Origin of the sequence: Shewanella japonica, assembly GCF_002075795.1 — a bacterium.
Lineage (GTDB): Bacteria > Pseudomonadota > Gammaproteobacteria > Enterobacterales > Shewanellaceae > Shewanella > Shewanella japonica.
Genome location: NZ_CP020472.1, coordinates 2,984,449 through 3,010,514 on the forward strand (window position 1 = coordinate 2,984,449; position 26,066 = coordinate 3,010,514).

Consider the following 26,066-nt stretch of genomic DNA (forward strand, 5'->3'; position numbering starts at 1 on the left):
TGTTGAGCAAACGATTCCGTTAGCATTAGTATCACTAAACCGAATGCACATGAACAAATCTGTTTATGTCATTCGGTTTTTTATTGGCCAGTTTACGCTTGTGAGTGTGTTATTTGATTGGCAAGTTGCTGGGCTTTTTGCCAACGCTCCTCACAACCTAAGGCGCTCATGACTTGTTCCTTATTTGCTTTAAGCTTGGTCGCATTAACACTTGGTGGTGTTTGCGGCCATTCAAAATTAGCTAAAAGCGTGTTAACGCCTTCGGGGTCATTACACACTAAAATCATGTCACAACCCGCTGTTAAAGCCGCTTTAGCCCTACCGAGATAATCTCCCGCAAAAGAAGCTCCTTTCATACCTAAGTCGTCAGAGAATATCACCCCATCAAATTCAAGCTCTTGCCTTAATACCTTTTGCAGCCAAAAAGAAGAAAAACCAGCAGGGTTGGGGTCTAACTGACTATAAACCACATGCGCTGGCATCACCCCATTGAGTAATTTTTTACCCATAAGTTGCTTAAAAGGGACCATATCATGTTCAAATATTTGTGCTTGGCTTCGATTGTCTTCTGCCATAGCAACATGGGTATCCGCTTTAACACTGCCGTGACCAGGAAAATGTTTTCCTACTGCGGCCATCCCTGCTTCATTCATTCCTTCAATAAACGATTCAGCCATCGCGCTCACTTGACTAGGTTCGGCACTAAAACTGCGTTTACCAATCACATCACTAATGCCGTTTACATCTAGCACTGGAGCAAAACTTAAATCAATGTCGCAAGCAAGTAATTCAACTGCCATCAAAAAGCCCAGTTCTTTACTCCAGCTTTGCGCAAGTGTTATGTCTCCAGCGGCAGCGGGTAATATATCCCCCATGGCAGGAATAAGTGAAAAGCCCTCTCTAAACCGTTGTACTCGGCCACCTTCATGATCTACAGCAATCAATAATTCAGGACGTATTTGCCGAACAGATTTAATTAAGTCAATCAATTGTGTTTTATTAGAAAAATTGCGGGTAAATAAAATAATTCCGCCAACTTGTGGATGCGAGAGTAAGCTCGCCTCTTCTTCGCTAACGCTATGGCCAGCTAAATCCATCATTAAATAACTCACGAGAGCTCCTGTTTATATTGGCAGTACAACCTCATAATTGTTCATATTTATGAATAGTTACCATTGAGTTTCCCCTTGCAATAACCTCAACTAATGTGAAGTATGTCGCATAAAAAAATCTAATGAACGAACTCGTAAAAAGTATGGGATACTCAGTAAAATAACTATCGTGATTTGAACCTAGATTATATTTAAGCCATTAATCTAAACATGTTTAGTGGCGACTATTATGCAGAGAAATCTCCTATAGAGAAACAGTTAATAACGAAAACAACCCGCCTATTACTTGTTTTGTTATCTGCATATAGTGACGCATTGGCTCAGGCTCTTATGCTGACAAATCTATCTCAAACGACACGACGAATATAATAAACGACTATAATAAAAAACGACTGAATTAAAGGTTGATAACAATGATTAGTGTATTTGACATGTTTAAAATCGGTATTGGACCATCAAGCTCCCATACTGTCGGTCCAATGAAGGCTGGTAAGTTATTTATGCAGCATTTAGCTGCACAAAATATACTTGCGCAAACCGATGAATTACGCTCAGAATTATTTGGCTCTTTAGGCCAAACGGGTAAAGGTCACGGTACAGGTAAAGCGGTCATTCTTGGATTAATGGGCGAAGATCCTGATACCGTTGATACTGACACCATCGACGCCATTTTAGAGCAAGTATCAGCCAATCAAACCCTAACGATTGCAGATGGACGAACAGTCAAATTTACCCGTGATAACGGGATTACTTATCATCGTCGTAAAAGTTTACCTGCTCACGCCAACGCAATGACGCTATATGCATATAGCGAAGGCAGTTGTATCTATGAACGTACTTATTATTCTGTCGGTGGCGGTTTTATTCTAGATGAAGATGAAATCACCCAAACGAATGCCTCACCTGCAACACCGATAAAATCAGCCCCTTATGATTTTGATTCAGCCACGCAACTTCTTGATGTGTGTTGTGAAAATGGTTTAAGCATTTCGTCATTAATGATGGCCAATGAACTGAGTATTGCTTCTGAAGAAGAGGTAAAACAGGGCTTATGGGACATCTGGCAAACGATGAAAAACTGCATCGAACGTGGTTATCAAAAAGAAGGCATGCTACCTGGTGGCCTTAAACTTCGTCGACGTGCACCCGCTTTATATCGCCGCTTACAAGCCGAAGGCCGTAATAATATGGATCCATTAACAGCAATGGATTGGGTCGATTTATTTGCGTTATCAGTCAATGAACAAAACGCTGCAGGCGATCGCGTCGTCACCGCTCCGACTAATGGCGCAGCTGGCATCATTCCAGCAGTGCTTTGCTACTATCACACCTTTGTGCAAGAAGTGGACATTGATGTATGTTGCCGCTACTTGTTGACTGCCGCTGCTATCGGTATTTTGTATAAGAAAAATGCTTCTATTTCTGGTGCTGAAGTGGGTTGTCAAGGCGAAGTGGGCGTCGCTTGTTCAATGGCAGCTGCAGCACTAACAGAAATTATGGGCGGCACTGTAGAGCATGTAGAGAATGCGGCAGAAATCGGTATGGAGCATAATCTTGGATTAACATGCGATCCTGTTGGCGGATTAGTGCAAGTACCGTGTATTGAACGTAATGCAATGGGCGCTGTAAAGGCAATTAACGCCTCTCGTATGGCGTTGCGTGGCGACGGTAACCATAAAGTCACACTTGATAAAGTGATAAAAACAATGATGGACACCGGTAAAGACATGCGTAGTAAGTACAAAGAAACGGCCAAAGGTGGCTTAGCAGTCAATATAGTTGAGTGTTAACCTATCCACAATAAATTGTTTTTTGCGGAATCACCAAAAATGGTTCCGCATTCCTCTCCCAAAGCTCACTTTCGCTTTTTTTGCTTAAATCATGCACACTACGATTGTTTTTTACATAAAAATGCCTTTATATGATGAAAGCATTCATCAATAAAGAGTAATCAATGAAAAATATTATCTGCGATATCGATGGCGTTTTACTGCACGACAATAAACTGATCCCCGGAAGTGATAAATTTATCCACAGAGTACTCGAGCAAGGCAATCCACTGGTTATTCTTACCAACTACCCTGTTCAAACAGGAAAAGATTTACAAAACCGCCTTGGCGCTGCTGGCATTAATGTTCCTGAAAGTACCTTTTACACTTCTGCAATGGCAACTGCGGACTTTTTAAAGCACCAAAAAGGCAGTAAAGCATACGTCATTGGTGAAGGCGCCCTGACTCACGAGCTTTATAATGCTGGCTTTACGATTACTGATATTAATCCTGACTTTGTGATTGTTGGTGAGACTCGCTCATTTAACTGGGACATGATCCACAAAGCGTCCCGTTTTATCGCTGATGGTGCTCGCTTTATTGCTACAAACCCCGACACTCATGGTCCAGCATACAGCCCTGCTTGTGGCGCTTTATGCTCACCAATTGAACGCATTACCGGTAAAAAGCCATTTTATGTGGGCAAACCTAGCTCATGGATTATTCGATCAGCGTTAAACCACATTAAAGGCCATTCAGAGAATACCGTCATTATTGGCGATAACATGCGCACCGATATATTGGCAGGTTTTCAAGCGGGTCTTGAAACGATTCTAGTCACCAGTGGTGTCAGCCAAATGGCAGATATCGACAAAGAACCGTTCAGGCCTAATCATGTGTTTAAATGTGCTGGCGATATTGACGTCGTTTAATTTCCGACAAAAACTCCATTTATCTACTCAAGTCATCCACTCAGCTAAAATTAGCCTCTTAGGTATCAAGATCTCAGAGGCTAACTAGCATAATCCCATATTTACATCAGCAAAAAAGTTATTTAACAGTTTAAATAACTGAAAATTTCTCTGATTAACATTAGGTAACATAATTTCAAGCCTTCTCTATTGAATGCAATATAGGCTTGATTCATTATGCCTGCATAGTAAAACCGCATTTATACTACATTGAGCGGTTTTAACTCGGATTAAGACTAAAAATAACAATAGGACAACCTATGAAGCAATTGCTGCCATTTTGTGCGTTAGCACTCATCACGGCTTGTAGCCCACAAAATGCCCCTACTGCTCCGAACCAAGCGGAAAAAAACACCTCTGCGGTATCTACAGATACAAAAGTAACGTTTGATGAATCTCGTTTTAGAAACGATATCAAGACCTTATCATCAGATGAGTTTGAAGGCCGCGCCCCGACAACAAAAGGAGAAAAACTCACCCTTGATTACCTATCTGCAGCATTTACTGAAATGGGTTTAACAGGCGCTTATCAAGGCAGCTTTTTACAACCGGTTCCTATGGTGAGTTATACCGCAAGTGAAGACCAAGCTATCAGCTTGGCGGGCATTGATATGCATTATCGCCAAGATATCGTACTGGGAAGCCGTCACGATAAAGGTGGGGTTAATATTAAAAATGCGCCTTTGGTGTTTGTTGGCTACGGAGTTAATGCACCTGAGTATCAATGGAATGATTATGAAAACCTTGATATGAAAGGCAAGATAGCGGTCATTTTAGTTAACGATCCAGGTTTTGCTCACCCAGAGTCAGATAAATTCAACGGCAAAGCAATGACGTATTACGGCCGCTGGAGCTATAAGTTTGAAGAAGCCAGTCGTCAAGGTGCATTAGGTGCAATCATAATCCATGATACGGCTCCTGCATCTTACCCTTGGTCTGTTGTTGAAAACAGCTGGACTGGTGCACAACAAGATCTTGTCTTAAATCAAGCCGAGCAAGATAAACGCGTTGCTGTTGAAGGTTGGATGACAATGGAAAGCGCTAATGCCTTGTTCAAAAAAGCCGGTTTTGAATTGGAGCCATTAATGGCACGTGCTGCAGATAGCGCGATTCATCTTGAGTTAAATCAAACCGCAGATATTCAATTTACCAGTAAGGCTGAATACGCTGACAGCTATAATGTGGTTGCAACTCTTGAGGGAACTGAAGCAAGCGATGAACACATTCTATTTACAGCTCACTGGGATCACATTGGTATAGACCCAAGCAAAGATGGCGATAACATCTATAACGGTGCATTAGATAATGCCTCGGGAACAGCTGGGATAATGGAAATTGCACGTCAATTTGCTGCACAAGCCAAAAATGGCCAAGGCGTGAAACGTTCATTAACTTTTATAGCAACAACAGGTGAAGAACAAGGGCTGTTGGGATCGCGTTACTATGCTGCAAATCCAATCTACCCGATTGATAAAACCGTTGCGGTATTCAACCTTGATAGCACTAATGTTTATGGCAAGACGCAAGATTACACCATTGTTGGCAAAGGCCAGTCAGAACTTGAGCGCTATTTAATTGATGCTGCAAATAAACAAAACCGTCACGCTACTCGCGAACGTAACCCTGCATCAGGCGGATTTTTCCGCTCAGATCATTTCAGCTTTGCAAAATTAGGGGTACCAGCGGTATTTGCTGGTGGTGGTAGTATTCCGCTAGATGACGAAACTGCAGAGTATAAAAAAGCGATGCAACAAAAAATGAAAGGATGCTATCACAGTGTTTGCGATCATTATCATGAAGACTGGGACCTTTCTGGCGCTTTACAAGATTTAGCCGTGTATTTTGAATCAGCGAAATCTTTAGCCAATAACGATGATTGGCCTGGCTATTATCAAGGTTCGGAATTTAATTCGCTTAGACCAGCAAAGGACTAACCTTTACTAATTTTGCAGGAATTAATAACATATTGAGCTAATCGCACATTGAGTTAATCCTGCAATGAGTTAATAGCATTGACCTTTAACAATATAAGTCGTATTAACAGTATCTTTAATTAATATCCCTTGAGTTTGTATACCTCAAGGGATTTTTTGTATAAAACTACCTCAAGCCTCCCCTATTAAAATACCTGAAAAATTTAATCACTTTCGATTCCACAATCTTAAAATTCTTGGGCTATCTGCCCAGTCAAAATAAATATTCATCAATGGTAGCTACAAAAAAATAGATAAACCTCAAAAATAAGGCCAACAAAAACAGATTTAACCAACTAAAAACCTAATAATATTGACGATTATTCAAAAATTACAGTTGAACCTTGAGAAAAATGCTGTCAAAGTAATTTCCAGATAAAGATTATTAAGTGTAGATATAGCGATTCTGGAGCCAAATTATGTGTTCAATTTTTTCAATATTAGATATTCAATCAGACGCAAAAGAATTGCGTCAAGTGGCTTTAGAAATGTCTAAGCTACTGCGCCACCGTGGACCCGACTGGTCAGGTGTTTATGCTGACGATAAAGCAATTTTGGCACATGAACGTTTGGCGATTGTTGACGTTGACCACGGCGCACAACCGCTAATTAGTGAAGATGACAACATTGTACTGGCAGTAAATGGTGAGATTTATAACCATAAACAGCTAAAAGAAGAGCTAGGCGAAAAATACCGTTATAAAACAAACTCAGACTGTGAAGTGATTTTAGCTTTATATCAAGAATACGGCGTCGATTTTTTAGATAAACTAAACGGTATTTTTGCGTTTGTGCTCTACGATAAAGCACAAGATGCATTTCTAGTTGGCCGTGATCATATGGGCATTATCCCGCTTTATTCTGGTCGTGACAGTCTAGGTAACTATTACATCGCATCAGAAATGAAAGCGTTAATGCCGGTATGTAAAACAGTAGAAGAGTTTACACCAGGCCATTACCACTATTCTAAAGACGCAGGATTAACCCAATACTACCAACGTGATTGGCAAGATTTTGAAGCAGTAAAAGACAATGCCGCGAGTAAAGAAGAATTGCGAGATGCTTTAGAAGCTGCGGTTAAACGTCAATTAATGTCAGATGTACCTTATGGTGTATTGTTATCAGGCGGGTTAGATTCATCAGTTATTTCGGCAATTACGCAAACCTTTGCTAAACGTCGTATTGAAAATGACAGCGAAACCGATGCCTGGTGGCCACAACTACATTCATTTGCTGTTGGTTTAGAAGGCGCACCAGATTTAATCGCAGCTCAAAAAGTGGCCGATGCAATTGGCACAATTCACCACGAAATCCATTTCACCTTCCAAGAAGGGTTAGATGCGATTAAAGAAGTTATTTATCACCTTGAAACCTATGACGTTACGACTATTCGTGCAGCGACACCAATGTACTTAATGGCCCGTAAAATTAAAGCGATGGGCATTAAAATGGTGCTTTCAGGCGAAGGCGCTGATGAATTATTTGGCGGTTACTTATATTTCCATAAAGCACCTAATGCACAAGCATTCCACGAAGAGTTAGTACGTAAACTCGATAAATTACACCTATTTGATTGTTTACGAGCAAACAAAGCCATGGCGGCTTGGGGACTAGAAGCACGTGTTCCATTTTTAGACAAAGAGTTTATGGATGTCGCTATGCGTATCAATCCTGAAGCTAAAATGTCAAAAGAAGGTCGTATTGAGAAAAACATTTTACGTGAAGCATTCGAACATGCATTGCCACATGAAGTCGTTTGGCGTCAAAAAGAGCAATTCAGTGATGGTGTTGGTTACTCTTGGATTGATGGCCTTAAAGACATCGCTGCAGAGCAAGTGGATGATTTACAATTAGCCAACGCTAAATTTAGATTCCCGTACAACACGCCAGAATCAAAAGAAGCCTATTACTATCGTTGCTTCTTTGAAGAGTTCTTCCCATTAGAGTCAGCAGCTGAAACAGTACCGGGCGGGAAAACGGTCGCTTGCTCTACACCTGAAGCATTACTTTGGGATGAGAGTTTACAAGGCATTAATGACCCTTCAGGTCGTGCTGTTAAAAACGTCCATGACAGTGCTTATTAGTTGTTATAAATAACCTATTGATAAAAAAGCCATCGACTGTCGATGGCTTTTTTATGCTTGTTTTTATGCTATATTTTCAATGCTAGTTTAACAGTTACTTATAAACTCAATATTTAAAGGATTAAATAATGTCAATTAATGCCTCTTTTATTGGACAATTACTCGTGGTGCTTTGGGTGCCATTTACCATTTTTATTACATGGAGCAGTTATAAATTAGGGAGTAAAAAAACCTCTTCACCTAAGTTAGCCACAGCGATTGGCTTCTTACTCGCATTCTTTCCACCTTTAGCACTAATTTATATTGCAGTTTTAGTCATGATTAAAGATAATTCGCCTTTAGAACCAGTAAGTTGATATCTGCAATCTTATAATCACTGCTCCAGCTATTTTTAAAGGTTTTCCATGTCTGATGTGACAATTTTTCATTTAGAAATGACCCATGCAAGTCAATTAAACGCAAAATCAGATGCTAAAGGTTTAATTGTCACTAAAGCCAAGCTTCCCCAGTTTGAATTCAATCGGTTTCTATATCAGTTTGCTGGGGAAGCGTGGGAGTGGACCGACAAATTGGGCTGGTCAGAGCAACAATGGAAAAGCTATAGCGAAGATCCTCACTTACATTTGTACGTTGCTTATTTTGAAGGTTCACCTGCAGGCTATTTTGAGCTGCAACAACAAACCAACGGCCAAGTTGAAATAATGTACTTTGGACTAGGAGTAAGGTTTATCGGTAAGGGAATGGGCGGCTACTTACTTAGTGAAGCTATAAAGCAAGCTTGGGCACTACCAAATACTAAGCGAGTATGGGTACATACGTGCTCTTTAGACCATCCTAGCGCCTTAAAAAATTATCAGGCTCGTGGGTTTAGCTTATTTAAAACTGAGACTGAGCAATAACAATATTTTGAAATAACAATATTTTGAAATAATGAGATAGAGCAATCACTTCGTCGTCTCAACTGCTACCTGGTTGGCCCTCACATATGTTTGTAATGTATCGGTGGCTTTATCAATTAACCACTTCAGAAGGTAATCATTCGCCTAGAAGACAATTCATTTAGGCGACGTTAATCGTTGAGATAGTGCCTGTATATGCTCTCTTTTTTGGTTGTCGGTCATTTTATGCCACCCCAATATTTCATCTAACCTTCGGTGACAACCCAAACACACATCTTGCTCATCTAAACAGCAATTGCCGATACAAGGTGAATTAACGATCGTATTTTGTTGATTTTCAGCAATGTTATTAGTCTTTAAGTTGGCCATTTTACTCTGACCAAACGGCATATTCGTTGCCATTATTATCACTAAAATGAAACCTTTTCCCACCAGGAAAGCTAAATACAGCTTTAGTAATCAATCCACCAGCAGCCAAAATTCTACGTTCACTGGTTTCAAGGCATTGACTATAAAGCACGATTAACGGACAACCTTTTTCAAGGTTAAAGTGAGTTGATGACAAATAGAAACCACCATCAATGCCAACGTCCAAAAAGCAGCTGTATTCAGGGCCATAATCTTTAAAGTGCCAACCAAAAGCGTCAGAAAAAAACGTTTTTGTTTTAGTAAGGTCGTTAACCGGTATTTCTAAGTAATTGACTTTATGATGATTTGACATAAGCATTCCCTTAGTTATTGGCGAAATGGTCATCCAGCCCAAATTAAGCGATAAGATGTCGAAAAAGTTGATTCTGATTATCCAAAATAGTGGATTTATCAACGGATGTCGAATAACTCAACTAAACTTACTGTCCAGATTGATGAAAATAATGAAATAAAAAGCCACCTTAGTAAAGGTGGCTGAGGTAATATTTGAAGCATTTAAGTCGCGCCAAATACACACTTAACAGAGGCTGTTAGCGTGTTAAATAACGAATTGTTTTAGGCCTGAAGCACTGCTGCAATAGCCCCGATGACACCGCCAAAAACACCGCCCCACACCACTAACCAGCCCAAATGTTTACGTATCATTTCTTGAACAATATCTTTAACCATTGTTGGAGTTAACTCATCCAAACGTTGATCGACAATGTTAGATACTTTAGCTTGCAGATCAGCCATCACGTTGGGCTGTTCTAGTTCATTAACTAAAATCTGATTGAACTCTTCACTCTGTGTTAGTTCAGTTAATGACGCTTTCATCTTTTCAATAAAAGGCTCTTTTAAAGGTATTAGGGCCTCAGTACCACCGAACATCGACAGCATTCCGCCAAATGAAGAGTTTTCTACCGTATTAACTAACGCATCAAATGACGGTTCAAGATCAACTTTGTCGATCACTGGCGTTAAATCAATGGCTGATGCACTGTTCTCTGTTAACAGGCGGTCAATATTTTCTTGAGTAAAAAATTGCGACATCATTAAATGCTTAATGCCTGCTTTAAACTCCTCAAACCGTGAAGGGATCACACCAGAACCATACAAACCAGGGACTTTTTCAAAAAGCATATGCACAGCTAACCAATTTGTTATCGCACCAGATAACGCAAATAACCCTATAGTGAACACCATAGGTAAAGCGGCAACATAACCTACCAATACAAATAATGCAGCAATGATGTTAGTGACTAAACTCTTATTCAACCTAAAACCCTCAGACATAAAAAAACCTTTGGCATTTTATCAATTTCCAAAGGCTAGATGCTAGTTTACAAGCTAATTAAATCAACGCTCACTTACATATCGGAATGGTATAAGTACATCCCTTCTGTCTCGGTCATGTTAGTTAAGTTTTTCTCGAGTTCGTTATCGAGCACTTTTGTTCGTTTAACCAAAATAACCTCAGTACCATCAGCTAATAACTTGGCCTTAGCAATGAGTTTAGCGGCAATGCCTTCGCCACGTCTGGCTGAATCAACATAAACATCGTCAAAGTACCAAACAGGTTTTAGCAATAAAGAAGAATAAGACGGGTAAAGTTGGATGAAGCCAAGGCAATGCTCTTGTTCCCAAGCCAAAAATATCATCGAATCATTTTCTTGTAGACGAGTTCTCACAAAATTTCGACAATTTTTTGGTTCAGATTTAAACCCCATACTTTGACGGTATTCATCAAATAAATTGACCAATACATCGGTATCAAACTCTGAAGCCAGGCGGATTTGCATTGTTTCGTCCTTGAAAATGTTGTTGCTGTTCACTTGCCATCCTTTATCGCTACTGAATGATACAGCTCAATTGCGAAATAAGTCAGATGAGAGTTCATTCTACTGTTATAGCAGAACAGTCAGCTCAATTTTAAAATAAAAATCTCATTAATACATTAGCTTAAATTGAAATACTACTTTTGTCCATTTAAAAACAAAAGTGAATCTTTTTTGTAAAAATATTTAAACAAGCAAGTAACTGAACGATAAATTAGATAAAATGTCAAAATATTCACTGTCTAAAACCAAAAGAAGCAGTCGTACTATGATGTCGTTGTTGACTAAAATGAAGCTCGCCTATTCAAATCGCCCTCGTTACCAAAAAGCTGCGATAACAATTTCATTTATTTACTTATTATTTATTTTGACTTTAGGCTTACTGGTTCCGTTTATTGCCTCAAAACAGCTTCCAAAAATTCTTGAGGAACAACTTGGCAGACAAGTAAGCCTTGAAGATATTAAAATCAACCCATTTACTTTTGAAACCAGCTTACATGGTTTTTCTATCGCGGAGAAAGACAGTACAACTGACTTCATTTCTATCGAAACGCTATCGGTTGATTTTCTCTTTTGGCAGTCGTTACTTAATCTTAACGTTACATTAGATTATCTCACTATTGAAGGAAGCCAGTGGGCAGTCACCCGCCTAAATACCCCTTCAAATCAATTTAACTTTTCCGATATTCTCGATACTTTAGCGGCTAATAACAACAGTTCGGAACCAACAGAAAGCGACAATCAAGCAACGCCGATAGCACTTCACCTTAACCGATTTGAGTTAAACAAAGCGCGTGTTAACTTTGACGATAAGGTAACACAATCAAGCCTTACCTACCCTAATATCACAATTAACGGTCAATTGATTAGAACCGATGCCTTACTGGCTAATTCAGTCGATGCAAATAAAATTAGCCTGTCTATCACTGATGATAAAAAAGGCGTTTTAGCGTTAAACACTCAATTTCAATTGTCGCCTATATTAGCCAATGGTCAGGTTACATTGACTCAAATTACTTTGCCGCAATATTGGTCATTCATTGACAGTATGTTTGATGTGTCATTAACGTCAGCAAACTTGAATGTTTCAACTGATTTTGCCATTTCTGAACCAGTGGCCGCTCAACTTGAGGCAAATGTCGACTCATCAGAATTACCCGTTAATATTGAGCTCACTAATACTGATATTGCACTTGATAATATCGTCACAAAAGATACTGAACGTAATGTCGCAACCATAAGTTTATTAGCATTAGAAGGTCTTAGTGCTTCTTCTAAAGACAAACTCATCGATATCCCATTATTAACAACCAACAATGCTGACTTTTGGTTAACGGTTGCGCCTAAACGAATAAACTTAGTTGAGTTGTTCACTCCTAAACAGCAGCAAGCAATTAATACACAAAGTAAAGATAACGCACCGGATAACCAAGCTACGGCCAATAATCTCAAGAGCCATGACAATAACAACAGCGCGCAACAATGGCTGGTCACGCTGCATCAATTCAAACTTAATGATTACCAGTTTGAACTCACAGAAAGTGTGGCAAACAAAACGAGTAATTTCTGGAAGATGTCCAATATCAATTTATCAACAGGTGTTATCAAATCAGATTTCTCTGCTCCGATTGACTATCAACTTGATTTATCGATTAACGACCAAAGCCAATTCGCCTCACAAGGCCAGATCGATGCGAACTTGATGAGCATTGAAGCTGATATTGATTACCAGAATATGGATCTCACCAAGCTACAACCTTACATTGCTCCTTTTATGAATATCACCTTAGAGGATGGTTTATTTAATACAAAGGGCCACGTAAGTGCCAACAATCAGCAAAAGCTCATTTTTAAAGGGCAAGCATCGGTATTAGATTTAAAAATAAAAGATAACGTATTAAAGCAGCCCTTACTCAACTGGGATGCAATGAAGATTAACCAGCTTACATTCGATAATTTAGCAAGATCATTATTAATCGATGAAATCCAATTTAACCAGTTATTTAGTCGCTTAGTCATTGCTGAAGACAGAAGTACTAATATTGCAGACTTAATCGTACAGCCAGCCAGTAAGGAGGTTGAAGATATTGACCAGTCAGACACGGCGTCAAAAGAAGCGCCTATTGATGTCGAACTCAGTTCAACAGGCTCAACTGAGCCAGCTTTCGCTATTAGCATTAACCGTATCGGATTAAAAGAGAGCTCTGCTTTCTTTGCGGATAACTCACTTACACCTAATTTTGCTTCAGGTATTGAGCAGCTAACAGGCGAAATCACCCAAATTTCAACCAATCCACAAACAAGAGCATCAGTGAATCTTGAAGGTAAAATTGATAAGTATGCGCCTGTCACTTTAAAAGGGGATGTTAACCCGTTACTTGCTAACCCATATCTAGATCTTAATCTTGCTTTTAACAAAGTAGAATTAACCTCAATCAATCCTTATTCAGGAACCTATGCTGGATACTATATTGATAAAGGCCAACTCTCATTGGCTCTTAACTACAAGCTTGAAAACAATCAATTAGTGGGTAGCAATCATTTAGTTGTTGATCAGTTACAACTAGGTAAGCCAAGTAATAGTTCACTCGCGACCTCACTGCCAATCACCCTTGCTATTGCTTTATTACAAGACAGGCATGGGGTGATTGATTTAGGTGTCAATGTAGATGGCGACTTGGATTCTCCAAGCTTTAGTTTTGGCAGCATCATCATGACAGCCATTACCAATGTGATAACTAAAACGATTACTGCGCCATTTTCGTTACTTGCAGGTCTTGTTGATAGTGATGAAGAAATGGATAAAGTGAGTTTTGAATATGGTCAAGCCATCATTGATGCCAATCAACAATCGACGCTTAGTAAACTAGCAACTGCACTGAATGACCGTCCATTATTGATGCTAAACATTAAAGGTAGCGTTGATTTAGTTAACGACCAACAAGCGCTGCAGCAGCAACAACTGCACAGTAAACTAGCTGCACTCGCCAAGCTCGATATAAGTGAACTGCCAGCCAATTTATCTGCGAGTCAATTTCCAACTCAAGGTGAGTTAGTGACAGCATTAATGAACCTATATCAAAATGAAACTCAACAAGATCCACAACTCATCAAACAACAAATACAAGCTGAAACACCAGAAATTACAGCAGAAGAACTAGCAAGAAGATGGCATATCGCGCTGTATAACTTAACGCTAAATCAACAAAACGTTAGTGAATCTGCACTGGGTCAACTTGCCCAGCAACGTGCTAAAGCGGTTAAAACCTACTTGGTTGAGCAAGCACTGATTGACCCAAGTAGAGTGTTCATTCTTGAAAGCCGGGTGCATATGGAAGAATCAGAAGCACAGGCAATACTTACTTTAGATGCTAATTAACATTGCCGTATAACAAAGCCTAGTAATGCAATTGAGCCTTAACCTGCAAGGATAAACACGTTAAGGCTCACAAGTGACTATTATCTGTGAATAACATCACGTAAACTGTCGCTAAATTTGAATGTAAGTGCACTTTTATATGCTGCATTCATCCACAAATATAATTAAATTGATTCATCCAGTTTAAAAAGGAAGCAGTATGTTTGTTATTCGTTGGATCCTCGGTCGTATTATCTTATTAGCTAACTTTATATTTCCAGGTAAAAAACGTCAGCGCCCAGTTGCAGAGCAAGCAAAAATCGATGAGCAAACAAATGGTTTAGCCCTTTACCAATACGCGGCATGTCCATTTTGCGTCAAAGTACGCCGTGCGATTCGCAGACAAGGTTTAGAAATAGCTATTGTCGATGCCAAACAAGATGCCAATAAGCAGCAGCTCATTGAGCAAGGTGGCCAACTAAAAGTACCTTGCTTAAAAATAGACAAAGATGGAAAAACTCAGTGGATGTATGAATCCAATGACATTATTGCTTACCTAGAAAAGCAATACGCATAGTCAAAACGTCAGTAAAACCTATGGTCGCAGTTTACTTTTGTAGACTGCGATATAGCTTCTTTACAGGCGGGATAACACCTTGTTAGTTGACACTCTTCTCACCAATACCGAAGTGCTCAATTCGTTATAAATAACTATCAATAAAAATAAATTTCGTTTTTAATAGACCCAGTTGATTTTAGAAATAGGTAAAGGGATATTCAGGTGCTAAAGATTTTTGCTATTGCAATCAGTATTGTTTTATTAACTGCATGTACTTCTGCCCCTTTGGAGCCTGAAGCTTATGCAGGACAATTCAAAGATAAATTTAGCACTTCCATAAAAGGTGAAGGTATTAAGCTTTTTACTTACAAAGCAAAAGTTGCAACGGCAAGTGACCGTGGCATTGAAGACCCACTCCCCCACCAACAAAGAATCGATCGCCGCCGCCAAAACGCACGAAGTTATGCCATTGAGCAAGAACAGCGTGCAGAACGATTAGAGCTTTGGGGTCAACAAGTTGAAGTCGGTTTACAAAAAACCATCGACATGACTGGTTACTGTAAAGAAGGTTACATGATCCTTAACCGAAGTGTGAGTGAAGGCCGTGGAGAAATCCGTGGCGAATGTAATGACGGTGCAACTGCTGAAGATATTGAAAAATTCAGCCGCAACTTTTAATTAACGCCTTAACTTCAAATATCCATTAATCTATAACTAAGTATCCTATTGCTTAATTTAAAGCGGCATTAACTGATTCAACAGTGCTTTATTCGCCCACTATAGATTATATAAGTAGTTTAACTATATCCTGCAGCCAGTTTGAGCTAAACTTAGCTTAATCATTTAAAGCAACTATGAGCCACTCTTATAGTTGTGAGTTAGACAGTAAAGTGCCACCGGCACCATTAAGCGAGTTAGCAAGTCCCATGAACAGAAAACAGCAAATGATCAAAAAGACCGCTAAGCGGGCTAAAGCGAAGCAAAATAAAATCGTTAAAGATAACCCACAAAAAAATCCAAAAGTGGGGTATATCTCGAAAGCCGTTCGCGCTCAAATGGAATTAGAAGAGCAGCAGAAATTAGCTGAAGCGGCACAAGCTGAAGCCTCGCCTGAACAAGCCCAAGCTGAAGAAGAGTAACCGCAGTATTTGTTATCTAAATAGATAATAATAAAGCCCAGAAACGTCATAGTTTCTGGGCTTTATTATTTAATAGGCCTTATTTTGAAATATAAGTTACTTATCTTTTGATGATAAAGGGTTGTCTAAATCACCATCTCGAATAATCTCTTCACAAAAAGGCTCTTCATTTAACTGGGCTAAATGCACATAAGATGACGATTGCGGTGAAGAGCTAGGACTCATTTCCAGTTCTATTTCACTGTCTTCGGTTTGTTGGGCTTGTTGATGCAGTTTTTGTTCATGCTCTTTATTGGTAATTTTATCAATGAGTCGATAACCAACCCAAACCCCACCGATACCAAATAAAATAGAGCCAACCGCCTGTCCAATAAGTACGCCATACACCCCACCAATTTGGGCGCCAAAATACACAAATGGAATTGTACCTATAGTAGCTTTACCTACATTAAAGAAAGTTGAGTATTTCGCTTTGCCCAAATTGTTAAATGAAGCATTAGCAACAAATAAAATGCCATTAAATATAAAGAAGATAGCGATATAATTACAAAAGAATAAAATCAGTTCCTCAGCCTCTCCTTGCATATCAAATGCCGACACAATTTGATGTTTAAGGACAAATAAAATAATCGACACACCTAATACAAATACCACACAAAATTGAATGGCTTTTGTTAAGCTTTCTCTAACTCGGCCAAACTCAAGTGCGCCATAGTTTTGGCCGATAATTGGCCCCACTGCGCCACTAAGAGCAAAAATCACCCCAAAACACACAGGAATTAATCGCCCTAACACTGCCCAACCAGCTACATAACTATCACCGAAGTCTGCAATGGCTTTAGTTACTACCGCATTACCTATCGGTGTCGCCACATTGGTTAGCATTGCAGGTAACGCAATGGCAAAAATAGTTCGAATATCTTCCACAAAATGTTGGCGATTAAATTTACCCAACATTTTATGTTTAACTACAATGCCGCGAGCAGAAATAACAAATACCGCAATACGAGCAAATACTGACGCTACAGCTGCCCCTTCAATTCCCATACTTAATGCAAAGATAAAAATTGGATCAAGGACTAAGTTAACCCCACCACCTGCAAGTGTAGACATCATAGAGAGCTTGGCATCACCGATCGCTCTTAGTGCCCCACCAAGCGCCATCGCTAAACAAATAAAAGGTAAAGAAGGAACTAAAATGCGAAGATAACTCTCAGCAAGTACAGCGGTTTCGCCAGTAGCTCCTACCAATGCAAGTAACTCAGGAATAAAAATAAATACAGTAATGGCAACAAATACACTGGTGATTAACGAGACAACGGCACTGTTTAATAGCATCCTTTTAGCCAGAACCATGTTCTTAGCACCAACGGCTCTCGATACCAGTGCACCCAGTGCTATCGACAACCCTATGCCGATTGATGTCGTAAAAAATGAAATAGCGCCAGCATAGCCAACCGCAGCAGCTAACTCCACTTCGCCCAATAAACTTAAGAAAAAGATATCTAATAAATCGACCACAAACAGCGCTGAAATTCCCACTGCCGCCGTTGAGCTCATGACTAAAATGTGCTTTAAAATCGACCCTTGAACAAACTTAGCTTCGGTCATGATTTCCCTTCTGATTGATGTTGCTCTAATTCACTACCACAGTGATGACAAAATAAAGCCTGTAAATTATGGCCACGAGTACCACAATTGCTGCACTTTCTTAAATCTCGCTCAGCAACCATTTCATGTGATATTTCAGCGGTTAATATTCCTGTAGGAATCGCAATAATTGAATAACCAATTAGCATGGTAAGTGAAGCAATCGCCTGACCTAAATTAGTCTGTGGCGTGATATCGCCATAACCAACTGTTGTGATAGTCACTATGGTCCAATACATCGATTTTGGAATTGAAGTAAACCCATTTCCAGGTCCTTCAACCACATACATTACGACGCTTAATGCCATTATGATCAAGCTCACTGAAAAGAAGAAAATAAACACTTTCCTGCGAGACTGAATCATCGCTTTTAGCAGCAAGTTTCCTTCACTGAGGTAGCGCAATAATTTTAATACTCTAAATACCCTAAATAGCCTTAATATCCTGAACGCTAATGAGACGTTTGCCCCTGGGAATATCAATGCTAAAAAACTCGGTAAAATCGACAGTAAGTCGACAATACCGTAAAAACTACGCATATAAGCCCAGCGGTTGATTGAGCCATAAAGCCGCAACAAGTATTCAATCGTAAATAGCCAAGTAAACGCCCATTCAGCATAGTAAATTGCTTGGCCATATTGTTGATGATAACTGTCGATGGTATCTAAAATTATCAGTAATACACTGAATAAAATACAAATGATGAGTCCGATATCAAACCATCGACCTAGCTTAGTTTCCGTGCCAAAAATGACAGAACGTATATGCCGTTTTAATGGCGTGTCTTGCTTTTCTTCTGACGTCATAGTTCACTCAAAAATGACCATTAATTAAGTACCGCATAATATGAAAAATACGGTATTATCTTTGTAAATAATAAATTCATTATGACAATTATTGATGCTTCTGCTAGATTGCTTAACGAATTAACCTCATGTTAACACTATTAATAATAAACATATCGAAAAAACTGCTTTTGGAGACTTCATGTACTTGGTTAAATACCTCTTTTTGCTCGCCATTATCACGCCTACTTTCGTCAATGCTTCAGTCGATCAACTTATTAAAGCAAAAGTAGACCTCGTCGTGGTGAATAAATCTGAATCAAGTATGTCGATTTACCATCAGGGTCAAAAGCTAAAAACCTACCGCATTGCCATGGGCGATACCCCTCAAGGACATAAGCTTAAAGAAGGCGACCAACGAACGCCTCAAGGAAGATACACGTTAGATTATAAAAAATCTGATAGTGCTTTTTATAAATCTATCCATATCTCTTACCCAAATGAAGAAGATCGCCTGCGAGCAAGTGCCTTAGGGGTCAGTCCTGGTGGCATGATCATGATCCATGGCCAAAACCCCAACTCACCTTTAACACCTGAGCAAGCGCAACAGTTTAATTGGACCAACGGCTGTATTGCTGTAACGAATAAAGAGATGGACGAATTGTGGCGAGTTATCGAAGAAGGAACTCCCATTGAAATTTGGCCTTAGCCAGTTCGTCGTTTTTCCACCTTATAACCATAAAAACACCTTCAGGATCCCTAATGAATTATGCTCAGTTACAGCAAAGCTGGCCTAAATTTAACCAGCGTATCACTCACTTCCTACATCAATTAGGTTTAGCAGACTTAGCTCTAAAGTGCGATCATTGTGCCCTGAGAGTTAATAGCAAAGAGAAAGCTGAATTACTTGTTGACGCATTTGAACAAGCTGGTCAAGTGATCTCAAACAATATGATTAACGGTCGTCCTATCCTAATCATAAAATTACATACACCAATGCAATTAAATGGTGCTAGCGTGCCATGTGTCGAGCTGCCCTTTCCTTCAGATAAGGTTTACCCTCAAGAAGGCTGGGAGCATATTGAACTTGTCTTACCCACTACAGCAACCACTTGTGAAGCACTCATCTCGGATTTATCAAGAAAAGTCCCGTCAATAACGGCTATTATTGAAGGAAAAACTGATATCAAAGTGAAGTTAAGCTCACCTCAAGGTGATAATGAGCGATTAGCAAACCCTACGGTTGCTTTTAAAAAAGACGGTATTTGTATTAAAGTTCACCCTCATAGCATTGAAACTATTATTGCTAGTGAGCAATAAGGTCTTACTTTATTCGCCATTAGTCATACAAAAACACTAGCCACAAACTTGTTAGCCTGACCCTGTGGCTAATGTTTAACATGAATTTAATAGAATAGGTTTATTTAGTGAGCAAAGTAACCTTGCCAGTTTTTTGTTATGACTTGAAAGTGTTCAATACAAAACGACTTTCTATCAACTCGATAATCCTTTTCAATTTCATTCAGTAATGCCGGATACTTTTCTGGTTCAGAGCCATAGACTAAACACAGGCTTGAAAAGTACCTTTGTAAATCAAAACTATGCTCATCGATATACTCGCCTAGCTCATAAAAATCAGGGCGGTGCTCTGATTCTAAAGCAAACAAATCTGCTGCATTGAGTAAAGCATCATCGCCAGCATCAATATAATTAAGCATGATAATAGCGGCAAAGTTATCTGCAGCATCCTCTTCTTTGCCCAATATTGGAATACCATTATCAGCAATATAAGCATGAGCAATCTCATGGAGTAGCGTATGTAATAACGCATCAACTGCGGCTTGCTCCGCTGAGTCAGCAAGCTCGGCCTTATAAGCATTTTGAATAAAATAGTCTATTGAATCGACGATAAATGAGTACGGGATGTGAATGGTGTGAGAGTTGGGGTCATATAAAGGGCCATCTTGGCTCCCATACTCAATCTGCAGAGGATTGTTAAAAGTGAAGTAGGTTTCAGCCAATGCTTGTACTAACTGATTAATTTCACTTCTTTTTATTATACCTTGATAACGTAAATCAGCTTTACTTGCAGGCAAATAAGTTACACTCATTTTCGCTTTTTCAGATGCTAAGCTGACACCAGATAACAAATAAATCGGTATTATTAGGGCGAGCAATAATTTATTCATAATAATCTCCTTACATCGCCCTGTGATAAATAGCTACACTTAGCAGCGGCTTAACTTACTATTTATATCAATATCTGTATCGGTAATATTATTCTTTTATAGCTTTCTCAGCAGCTAATATTTCTGACATTGGTGGCACGACGGTGACAGGATCTAAACGCATTTGATACCAATTTATGCGCCAATCAAGGTGTGGGCCAGTAGCGCGTCCTGTTGCACCAATCTCTGCTAAATTTTGCCCTTGTTTTACTTCATCACCGACTTTGGCATACAACTTACTTAAATGCAGAAATGTAGAATTAATACCATAACCATGATCAATAATAAGCGTGCCGCCTGAATAAAACATGTCAGGTTCAGCTAGAGTAATCACGCCATCGGCAGGTGAAACAACAACGGTTCCTGTTGGTCTTGCCACATCCACACCATAATGCGGATTGCCTGGTTTACCGTTGTATACACGCTGGCTTCCATAAACCCCTGATATACGCCCTGTAACAGGCCAGATAAAATCCTGCATGAACGCCGTTTGTTCACTAAATGTATTTCTTGCCGTGCGAGTTAGTTTCGCATCTTTAGCAGCGCGTTCTTGTGCAGCTGGATTCGGCTTCATTATTTTTTTACTGATGCCAGTGACGCGATCAATTTTGTATTCTTTTGCTTTGACCGTCATTGGTTTTAATTCAGTTAATCCGTCCGGATATACCACTTCGAGCATTTGCTCTTTAGCGGCATCTCGTTCAAATCCAAACGCAAACTTACCTTGAGGCGTCACTTGAATCGCTTCGCCATTAAGTTTTACAACGCTACCTTCAGGAACAGCGCCTCGGATCAGTGCACCTTGTTCAAATTGTCCTTGAAGCTGGATTTGAGCATGAGCGGTAAAAGCGATAAAACTAGCACTCAGCAGTGAAAGCACACAAAACTTTTTACATTTATTGTCAGACATGTACGATGCATTCCTAGTGTGTATGTATTCTATTTAGATTCAGGTCGTTAAAGAATTAACGAATAGGCATCTTTTCAGCCAATTAATACAATAGTATGGTTTTAAACTAATAGATTCAAACTGTTAATCATGAGCGAAAGTTAACCCATTCAAGACAGCACTCTTTATAGATAAAAGATAGATTAAAAAGAGAATAAAAGGATTCTTGTAAGGCTAAAAAGAACTAATCAGGGGATGTTGATTTGAAAAATGTATAAAGCTTAATAGAGCATCTTGACTCTATTAAGCTTTGTAAAACATGCTACTTAACAGCAATAGCACCTTTGCCAATACCTTCAAAGGCAATCACTTTAAATTCTGACTCAGGTGACTGTTTTGACATAGACTCTGCTAAAAATTGTGCCAATAACTCTACTGTGGTGTCATGGGGAATGATGTCACAGCAAGATTTAGGCATAGCAAGCTGAAAGTCACCTTGGGGGGCTTGATAGTGAAAGCCGTAATGAGTTGCATCATTCACTTTAGCTTGCTTTGATAAAGACAGAGTGCTGAGATCAACAATATCTTCTTCACTTCCTAAATATATATCTTGCCATCTATCGGCCCAATATTGATCCCATTTAGGTGCTGCAATACCGTTTTCAAATACAGTAATTGGACTACGATGTCCGTGGGCGATACGCTGGCAATTGCCGTCGTGCTTTCTAAGACCGTGACTGTAATGGTAGTAAGGCGTATCTAACACTTCATTACGAAGCGTTAAGCTAATACCTTCAACATTATCAGGTAAAGCTTCACGTAGCGCTTTGATTAAGAATGAATTAACACTTTCAAAGTCAATCACTTCGGTAGGCACAAGTGCAAATGCTTGTGACGGACACGCAAGATGAATGTCACCTTGTTGGCTTGAAAAATCCATCCAAACTCTGTCACCCTTTTGCTGCCATCTCACTTCACTGCATGCTGTAGGAATTAATAGGCGGTGGTCTGCGACATCATCGATGGTATTTTTAATGGTTTTTTTAACTTTTGAAAAGTCCAAAACCATATTCTGCTCATCCAGACCGCCATCAAGCAATACATCGACAATCCAGCTTTCTCCCACCATGCCGCGAATTGGACACAAATAAGAGAAATCAATAACGGTTAAATCTTTTACAAACAATTGCATTAAAGCTCCTAGGCAGAAAAACAGTCCGCCTCAGTCAACGTATCCCAATATAGCAATGGCTAAAGGGAATAATAAATATTGTTGGCTATTCTAAACAAAACAAGCGCTAGGAGCGAGTAAACAAGCTGAGAATATGAAATTGTTTTCAAAGGGGCTTATTCTATTTTGTAACCCACACCATAAATTGAATGAAGTAAGTCAATTTGAGTTTGGTGCATTGTTAGTTTGGCTCTTAGGTTTTTAATGTGGCTATCAATGGTACGAGAACTCACTACGCGGTCATCGACATAACAAACTTGCATTAAACTATCACGGCTATGAACTACCCCAGGACGTTTTAACATGGTTTGCAGTAGTCTAAACTCGACAGGGGTTAACTCCACTTCGACACTCGAAACAAAACACTTAAAGCGCTGGATATTGATTAAAATATGTTTATAAGCAATTTCATCTTCACTAATTTTAGGTTCAACATCTATCCGACGTAAAATAGTTTTGACTCTGGCAACGACTTCTCTGGCTGAAAACGGCTTACATACATAATCGTCAGCGCCAACCTCTAATCCGATAAGGCGATCAATCTCATCTACTCTTGCCGTGAGCATTAATAAAGGAATAGATGAGAATTGGCGTACTTCTTTGCAGATCGTTAAACCATCTTTATGAGGCAACATGAGATCTAAAATAACAAAATCAATATTGCCATTTTTAATGGTTTCGACAGCGTGAAGCCCATCATTTAACACCTGAGTCTCGAAGCCTTCTAACTCAAGGAAATCAACGAGTACTTGCGCAATTTTTTGTTCATCTTCAACAATTAACACTTTCATATTAGGGTAATCTATACTCATTATTTTTTATGACTCTTTTTGCAAAGGTAGAACAATTTCAATACATAGGCCACCTAAATTAGATGGTCTTGCGCTAATCAGCCCGTCATGAGCCTCAACAATATTTCTGCTAATCGTTAAACCTAGACCTGCACCATTATTTCGCCTAACTCGTGAGCTATCTTGCCGATGTAGAGGGTCAAATAAAAGTTCGCACTCTGATGCATCGACAGACGGTTTTGTGTCATTAAATACAATCAATAGACGTTCTTTCTCAGTAATGAGGTCTATAGATAGGCGCCCAGGGCTATCAGTGTAGGCAACTGAGTTTAAAATCACATTGGCTAACAATTGCCGAAGCCTCATCGCATCACCAGTGATAAAAATGGGCTCATCAGCGGTAAAACTCACTGCGATGTCTTTTTCACTGATCTTATCTTCTAGTGATAGTAATGTTTCATTAATACATTGGGTAATATTAAGAGACTCAAACTGATACTTTAAGCCGCCAACATCAGATAAAGAAAGCTGATATAAGTCGTCAACCAAATGCTTAATTCGCATCACTTCCTGCTCTAGTGAAGTCAGTTGCTGTTGATTAAAAGGTCGGATGCCAGCTTTTATAGCGTCGATTTCACCACAAAGAATGCTCAATGGCGTGCGCAGTTCATGTGAGATATCGGCAAACCAACGATTTTTGGCACTGCGTGTATTTTCTAAAGTCACAGCAAGGTGATCAATATCATTCATTAGCAGCCCCAGTTCGTCTTGGCGGTCTAAATTAAAGCGTTCTGAGTAATTCCCCTTAGATAAATGAGATATCCCTTTTACAACTTCTCTTACAGGCATAAGTAACACCCGTGCCAATAGCCATGAAATAATAATGGCTAACGATAAACAAAGTAGACCTATCCAAATGCTGGTCCATAATTGTTGCTTCGCAAACGCCTTAGCCGAAATACTATTTACTTCAAAAATAGGGTTACTGTATAACGTGGCAACGACCTCATCGTTATATAAAACAGGCATGCTGATGCTGCCATCAATATCGTCAAATGCATCACCAGCTAAACGCTCACCCGCTGGATTATATATTGATGTTGGTGGGCCTAGTCTTCTGGGCGGCCCTGCTTTTCTAGCATCTCTTAAATGCGGTGGTGGCCCACGCCTTACTCTTTCTTCAGGACCCGAATCAACGCCTTTGATAGCATCAACGAAAAGAGGTCTAGGAGGTAATTTCCTGTCACCATTGGTAACTAACTTTAATGGGTCTGCAGAAAACACTCTTAACAAGGTATTTAATTGTTGTACAGAGACGTTATCCCAACTTTGGCCTGATTGACCATATAAAGAAGAAAAAGAATTGGATAATGTATGTAATCGTTCTTCTTCTAAGGAATGAATGTAATTAACAAAGCCTTGATCAAAACTCCACCTCGCAAGTGATAAGGTTGCGATAAGAACAATACTGGTCAGCCCAATGAATGCTAAAAAAAGTTTTTGAGATATCTTCATGAAACCAAACCCAACAAGCTCTATAAAATTACCCTAAATGATTGCATCTACATTTTGAATCAAGCACATAACTTGATAAATTAACGGATAAATTAGGAAACAGTTCAACAGTATATATAGCTTACACAAATCCCACTACCAAACCTTTAAAACTCCATAAAATCTGCACATTTTCTACATACTTGATTGTTACTGTGTTTATCAATTTAAGGCAATAAGGAACTCAAATGATTAAAACACTTAAAAGCTTTACCGTATTGAGTCTGGTTTTGTGCTTCTCATCCGGCTTGATGACTGAAGCTGCTGAACGTCAAATGCGTAAACCGCCACAAGAAGCGTATGACATCTGTGAGGACAAAAATGAAGCCGATGTCGTCACCATTACAACCCCAGACGGAGATGAAGTGGAAGCAACGTGCCAGCTAATGGATGATGAATTGGTTGCAGTGCCTGATAATCATCCACAACGTGGCCGCTCTAAAGGAAATAGAGGTTAGCATGCAATTTGAAGTCTGTTTATCTGGCAGGAATGTTAAAGTCAACCAATGGAATAAGACTGATAACCATAGGCGGCTAACGCATCAATTACACATACTAGATATAACAGATGATCATATTCATGCTGCGGTTAACTCGCTTTCTGAGGTTGAGCAAACATCAATCTCAGAAATGCTTTCTTTACTAAATATTGCTCAACAAAGTGGTCTTAGAATGTCTATAGAAGGATTAAAGCCACATGTAAGTAACTTATCATATCAAGACTTGGCCACGGTTTTTGTTGATATTTTAAGACAGATTAGTCAGCTAGACTCAGATTTGTTCATGCCTAACTGACTAAAAAGAGGTCAGAATAATAGAATGACAGCA

Annotated in this window: 26 protein-coding genes; 14 read left to right on the plus strand and 12 right to left on the minus strand. The window is 39.4% G+C overall.

Translation table 11 applies throughout. The features are described 5' to 3' along the window. Nucleotides 1-92: 92 nt before the first annotated feature. Nucleotides 93-1,112 (minus strand): beta-N-acetylhexosaminidase, encoded by a 1,020-nt coding sequence (nagZ, locus tag SJ2017_RS12720; protein WP_080916008.1) that lies wholly within the window; start codon nucleotides 1,110-1,112, stop codon nucleotides 93-95. Between the two features lie 413 nt (nucleotides 1,113-1,525). Here nagZ and SJ2017_RS12725 point away from each other — a divergent pair, with 413 nt between their 5' ends. From SJ2017_RS12725 to SJ2017_RS12750, 6 genes are all read left to right on the plus strand, one after another. Beyond that, nucleotides 1,526-2,902 carry an L-serine ammonia-lyase gene (locus SJ2017_RS12725; protein WP_055026287.1) on the plus strand — a complete coding sequence of 459 codons (1,377 nt, stop codon included), beginning with the start codon at nucleotides 1,526-1,528 and terminating at the stop codon, nucleotides 2,900-2,902. 164 nt (nucleotides 2,903-3,066) lie between these two features. Further along, nucleotides 3,067-3,813, plus strand: a complete 747-nt coding sequence (locus SJ2017_RS12730; protein WP_080916009.1) for an HAD-IIA family hydrolase — start codon at nucleotides 3,067-3,069, stop codon at nucleotides 3,811-3,813. 299 nt (nucleotides 3,814-4,112) lie between these two features. Then, nucleotides 4,113-5,786, plus strand: a complete 1,674-nt coding sequence (locus tag SJ2017_RS12735; protein ID WP_080916010.1) for a M28 family metallopeptidase — start codon at nucleotides 4,113-4,115, stop codon at nucleotides 5,784-5,786. Nucleotides 5,787-6,244: 458 nt separating this feature from the next. Next, the gene (gene asnB, locus SJ2017_RS12740) at nucleotides 6,245-7,909 is read left to right on the plus strand and encodes an asparagine synthase B (protein WP_055026290.1); all 1,665 of its coding nucleotides are present in this window, start codon (nucleotides 6,245-6,247) and stop codon (nucleotides 7,907-7,909) included. A gap of 128 nt (nucleotides 7,910-8,037) precedes the next feature. After that, entirely contained in the window at nucleotides 8,038-8,265 is a 228-nt protein-coding gene (locus SJ2017_RS12745; RefSeq protein WP_080916011.1) for a hypothetical protein, read from the plus strand. 48 nt (nucleotides 8,266-8,313) lie between these two features. Then, nucleotides 8,314-8,808: a GNAT family N-acetyltransferase gene (locus SJ2017_RS12750; protein WP_080916012.1), complete on the plus strand. Its 495-nt coding sequence runs from the start codon at nucleotides 8,314-8,316 to the stop codon at nucleotides 8,806-8,808. Nucleotides 8,809-8,964: 156 nt separating this feature from the next. Here the strand turns inward: SJ2017_RS12750 and SJ2017_RS12755 are convergent, their stop codons facing one another. The 4 genes from SJ2017_RS12755 to SJ2017_RS12770 form a co-directional block, all read right to left on the minus strand. Beyond that, nucleotides 8,965-9,198, minus strand: coding sequence for a DUF1289 domain-containing protein (locus SJ2017_RS12755; RefSeq protein ID WP_420876286.1), 234 nt, complete (start codon nucleotides 9,196-9,198; stop codon nucleotides 8,965-8,967). Then, nucleotides 9,179-9,529 (minus strand): VOC family protein, encoded by a 351-nt coding sequence (locus tag SJ2017_RS12760; protein ID WP_080916013.1) that lies wholly within the window; start codon nucleotides 9,527-9,529, stop codon nucleotides 9,179-9,181. The genes SJ2017_RS12755 and SJ2017_RS12760 overlap by 20 nt, the downstream gene beginning before the upstream one ends. Before the next feature lie 263 nt (nucleotides 9,530-9,792). Then, the gene (locus SJ2017_RS12765; protein ID WP_080917476.1) at nucleotides 9,793-10,494 is read right to left on the minus strand and encodes a DUF445 domain-containing protein; all 702 of its coding nucleotides are present in this window, start codon (nucleotides 10,492-10,494) and stop codon (nucleotides 9,793-9,795) included. 92 nt (nucleotides 10,495-10,586) lie between these two features. Further along, a complete protein-coding gene (locus tag SJ2017_RS12770; RefSeq protein WP_055026295.1) occupies nucleotides 10,587-11,018 on the minus strand; it encodes a GNAT family N-acetyltransferase in 432 nt (143 codons plus the stop codon). Between the two features lie 259 nt (nucleotides 11,019-11,277). On the opposite strand from SJ2017_RS12770, the gene SJ2017_RS12775 reads away from it, so the two are divergent. The 4 genes from SJ2017_RS12775 (at nucleotide 11,278) to SJ2017_RS12790 (ending at nucleotide 16,110) form a co-directional block, all read left to right on the plus strand. Further along, a complete protein-coding gene (locus tag SJ2017_RS12775; protein WP_080916014.1) occupies nucleotides 11,278-14,433 on the plus strand; it encodes a DUF748 domain-containing protein in 3,156 nt (1,051 codons plus the stop codon). Nucleotides 14,434-14,632: 199 nt separating this feature from the next. Continuing rightward, nucleotides 14,633-14,989: a glutathione S-transferase N-terminal domain-containing protein gene (locus SJ2017_RS12780; RefSeq protein ID WP_080916015.1), complete on the plus strand. Its 357-nt coding sequence runs from the start codon at nucleotides 14,633-14,635 to the stop codon at nucleotides 14,987-14,989. A gap of 204 nt (nucleotides 14,990-15,193) precedes the next feature. Further along, nucleotides 15,194-15,649, plus strand: coding sequence for a hypothetical protein (locus SJ2017_RS12785; protein WP_055026298.1), 456 nt, complete (start codon nucleotides 15,194-15,196; stop codon nucleotides 15,647-15,649). A 176-nt stretch (nucleotides 15,650-15,825) separates the two neighbouring features. Then, on the plus strand, nucleotides 15,826-16,110 hold the full coding sequence (locus SJ2017_RS12790) for a DUF2986 domain-containing protein (protein ID WP_244899688.1): 285 nt from the start codon (nucleotides 15,826-15,828) through the stop codon (nucleotides 16,108-16,110). Nucleotides 16,111-16,206: 96 nt separating this feature from the next. Here the strand turns inward: SJ2017_RS12790 and SJ2017_RS12795 are convergent, their stop codons facing one another. After that, complete coding sequence (locus SJ2017_RS12795) at nucleotides 16,207-17,721, minus strand: MATE family efflux transporter (RefSeq protein WP_080916017.1); 1,515 nt, start codon at nucleotides 17,719-17,721, stop codon at nucleotides 16,207-16,209. Further along, entirely contained in the window at nucleotides 17,718-18,566 is an 849-nt protein-coding gene (locus SJ2017_RS12800; protein WP_055026300.1) for an ion transporter, read from the minus strand. Before SJ2017_RS12800 ends, SJ2017_RS12795 begins: the two co-directional genes overlap by 4 nt. A 181-nt stretch (nucleotides 18,567-18,747) precedes the next feature. Here SJ2017_RS12800 and SJ2017_RS12805 point away from each other — a divergent pair, with 181 nt between their 5' ends. Further along, the gene (locus SJ2017_RS12805; protein ID WP_065107784.1) at nucleotides 18,748-19,254 is read left to right on the plus strand and encodes a L,D-transpeptidase family protein; all 507 of its coding nucleotides are present in this window, start codon (nucleotides 18,748-18,750) and stop codon (nucleotides 19,252-19,254) included. Nucleotides 19,255-19,307: 53 nt separating this feature from the next. Then, nucleotides 19,308-19,865 (plus strand): VOC family protein, encoded by a 558-nt coding sequence (locus tag SJ2017_RS12810; protein WP_080916018.1) that lies wholly within the window; start codon nucleotides 19,308-19,310, stop codon nucleotides 19,863-19,865. A 104-nt stretch (nucleotides 19,866-19,969) separates the two neighbouring features. Here the strand turns inward: SJ2017_RS12810 and SJ2017_RS12815 are convergent, their stop codons facing one another. The 5 genes from SJ2017_RS12815 to SJ2017_RS12835 all read right to left on the minus strand — a co-directional run bounded on the left by SJ2017_RS12815 (nucleotide 19,970) and on the right by SJ2017_RS12835 (nucleotide 25,199). Further along, nucleotides 19,970-20,734, minus strand: a complete 765-nt coding sequence (locus tag SJ2017_RS12815) for a DUF4344 domain-containing metallopeptidase (RefSeq protein ID WP_156003267.1) — start codon at nucleotides 20,732-20,734, stop codon at nucleotides 19,970-19,972. Nucleotides 20,735-20,822: 88 nt separating this feature from the next. Then, entirely contained in the window at nucleotides 20,823-21,683 is an 861-nt protein-coding gene (locus tag SJ2017_RS12820) for a M23 family metallopeptidase (RefSeq protein ID WP_080916019.1), read from the minus strand. Between the two features lie 301 nt (nucleotides 21,684-21,984). After that, nucleotides 21,985-22,854, minus strand: a complete 870-nt coding sequence (locus SJ2017_RS12825; protein ID WP_080916020.1) for a 6-carboxytetrahydropterin synthase — start codon at nucleotides 22,852-22,854, stop codon at nucleotides 21,985-21,987. A gap of 155 nt (nucleotides 22,855-23,009) precedes the next feature. Next, on the minus strand, nucleotides 23,010-23,684 hold the full coding sequence (locus tag SJ2017_RS12830; protein ID WP_244899689.1) for a response regulator: 675 nt from the start codon (nucleotides 23,682-23,684) through the stop codon (nucleotides 23,010-23,012). Between the two features lie 27 nt (nucleotides 23,685-23,711). Next, nucleotides 23,712-25,199 carry an ATP-binding protein gene (locus tag SJ2017_RS12835; RefSeq protein ID WP_065107778.1) on the minus strand — a complete coding sequence of 496 codons (1,488 nt, stop codon included), beginning with the start codon at nucleotides 25,197-25,199 and terminating at the stop codon, nucleotides 23,712-23,714. Nucleotides 25,200-25,426: 227 nt separating this feature from the next. Here SJ2017_RS12835 and SJ2017_RS12840 point away from each other — a divergent pair, with 227 nt between their 5' ends. Both SJ2017_RS12840 and SJ2017_RS12845 read left to right on the plus strand, forming a co-directional pair. Continuing rightward, entirely contained in the window at nucleotides 25,427-25,696 is a 270-nt protein-coding gene (locus SJ2017_RS12840; RefSeq protein WP_055026307.1) for a hypothetical protein, read from the plus strand. Between the two features lies 1 nt (nucleotide 25,697). Beyond that, the gene (locus SJ2017_RS12845) at nucleotides 25,698-26,033 is read left to right on the plus strand and encodes a hypothetical protein (RefSeq protein WP_080916022.1); all 336 of its coding nucleotides are present in this window, start codon (nucleotides 25,698-25,700) and stop codon (nucleotides 26,031-26,033) included. The last annotated feature ends 33 nt before the right edge of the window (nucleotides 26,034-26,066 follow it).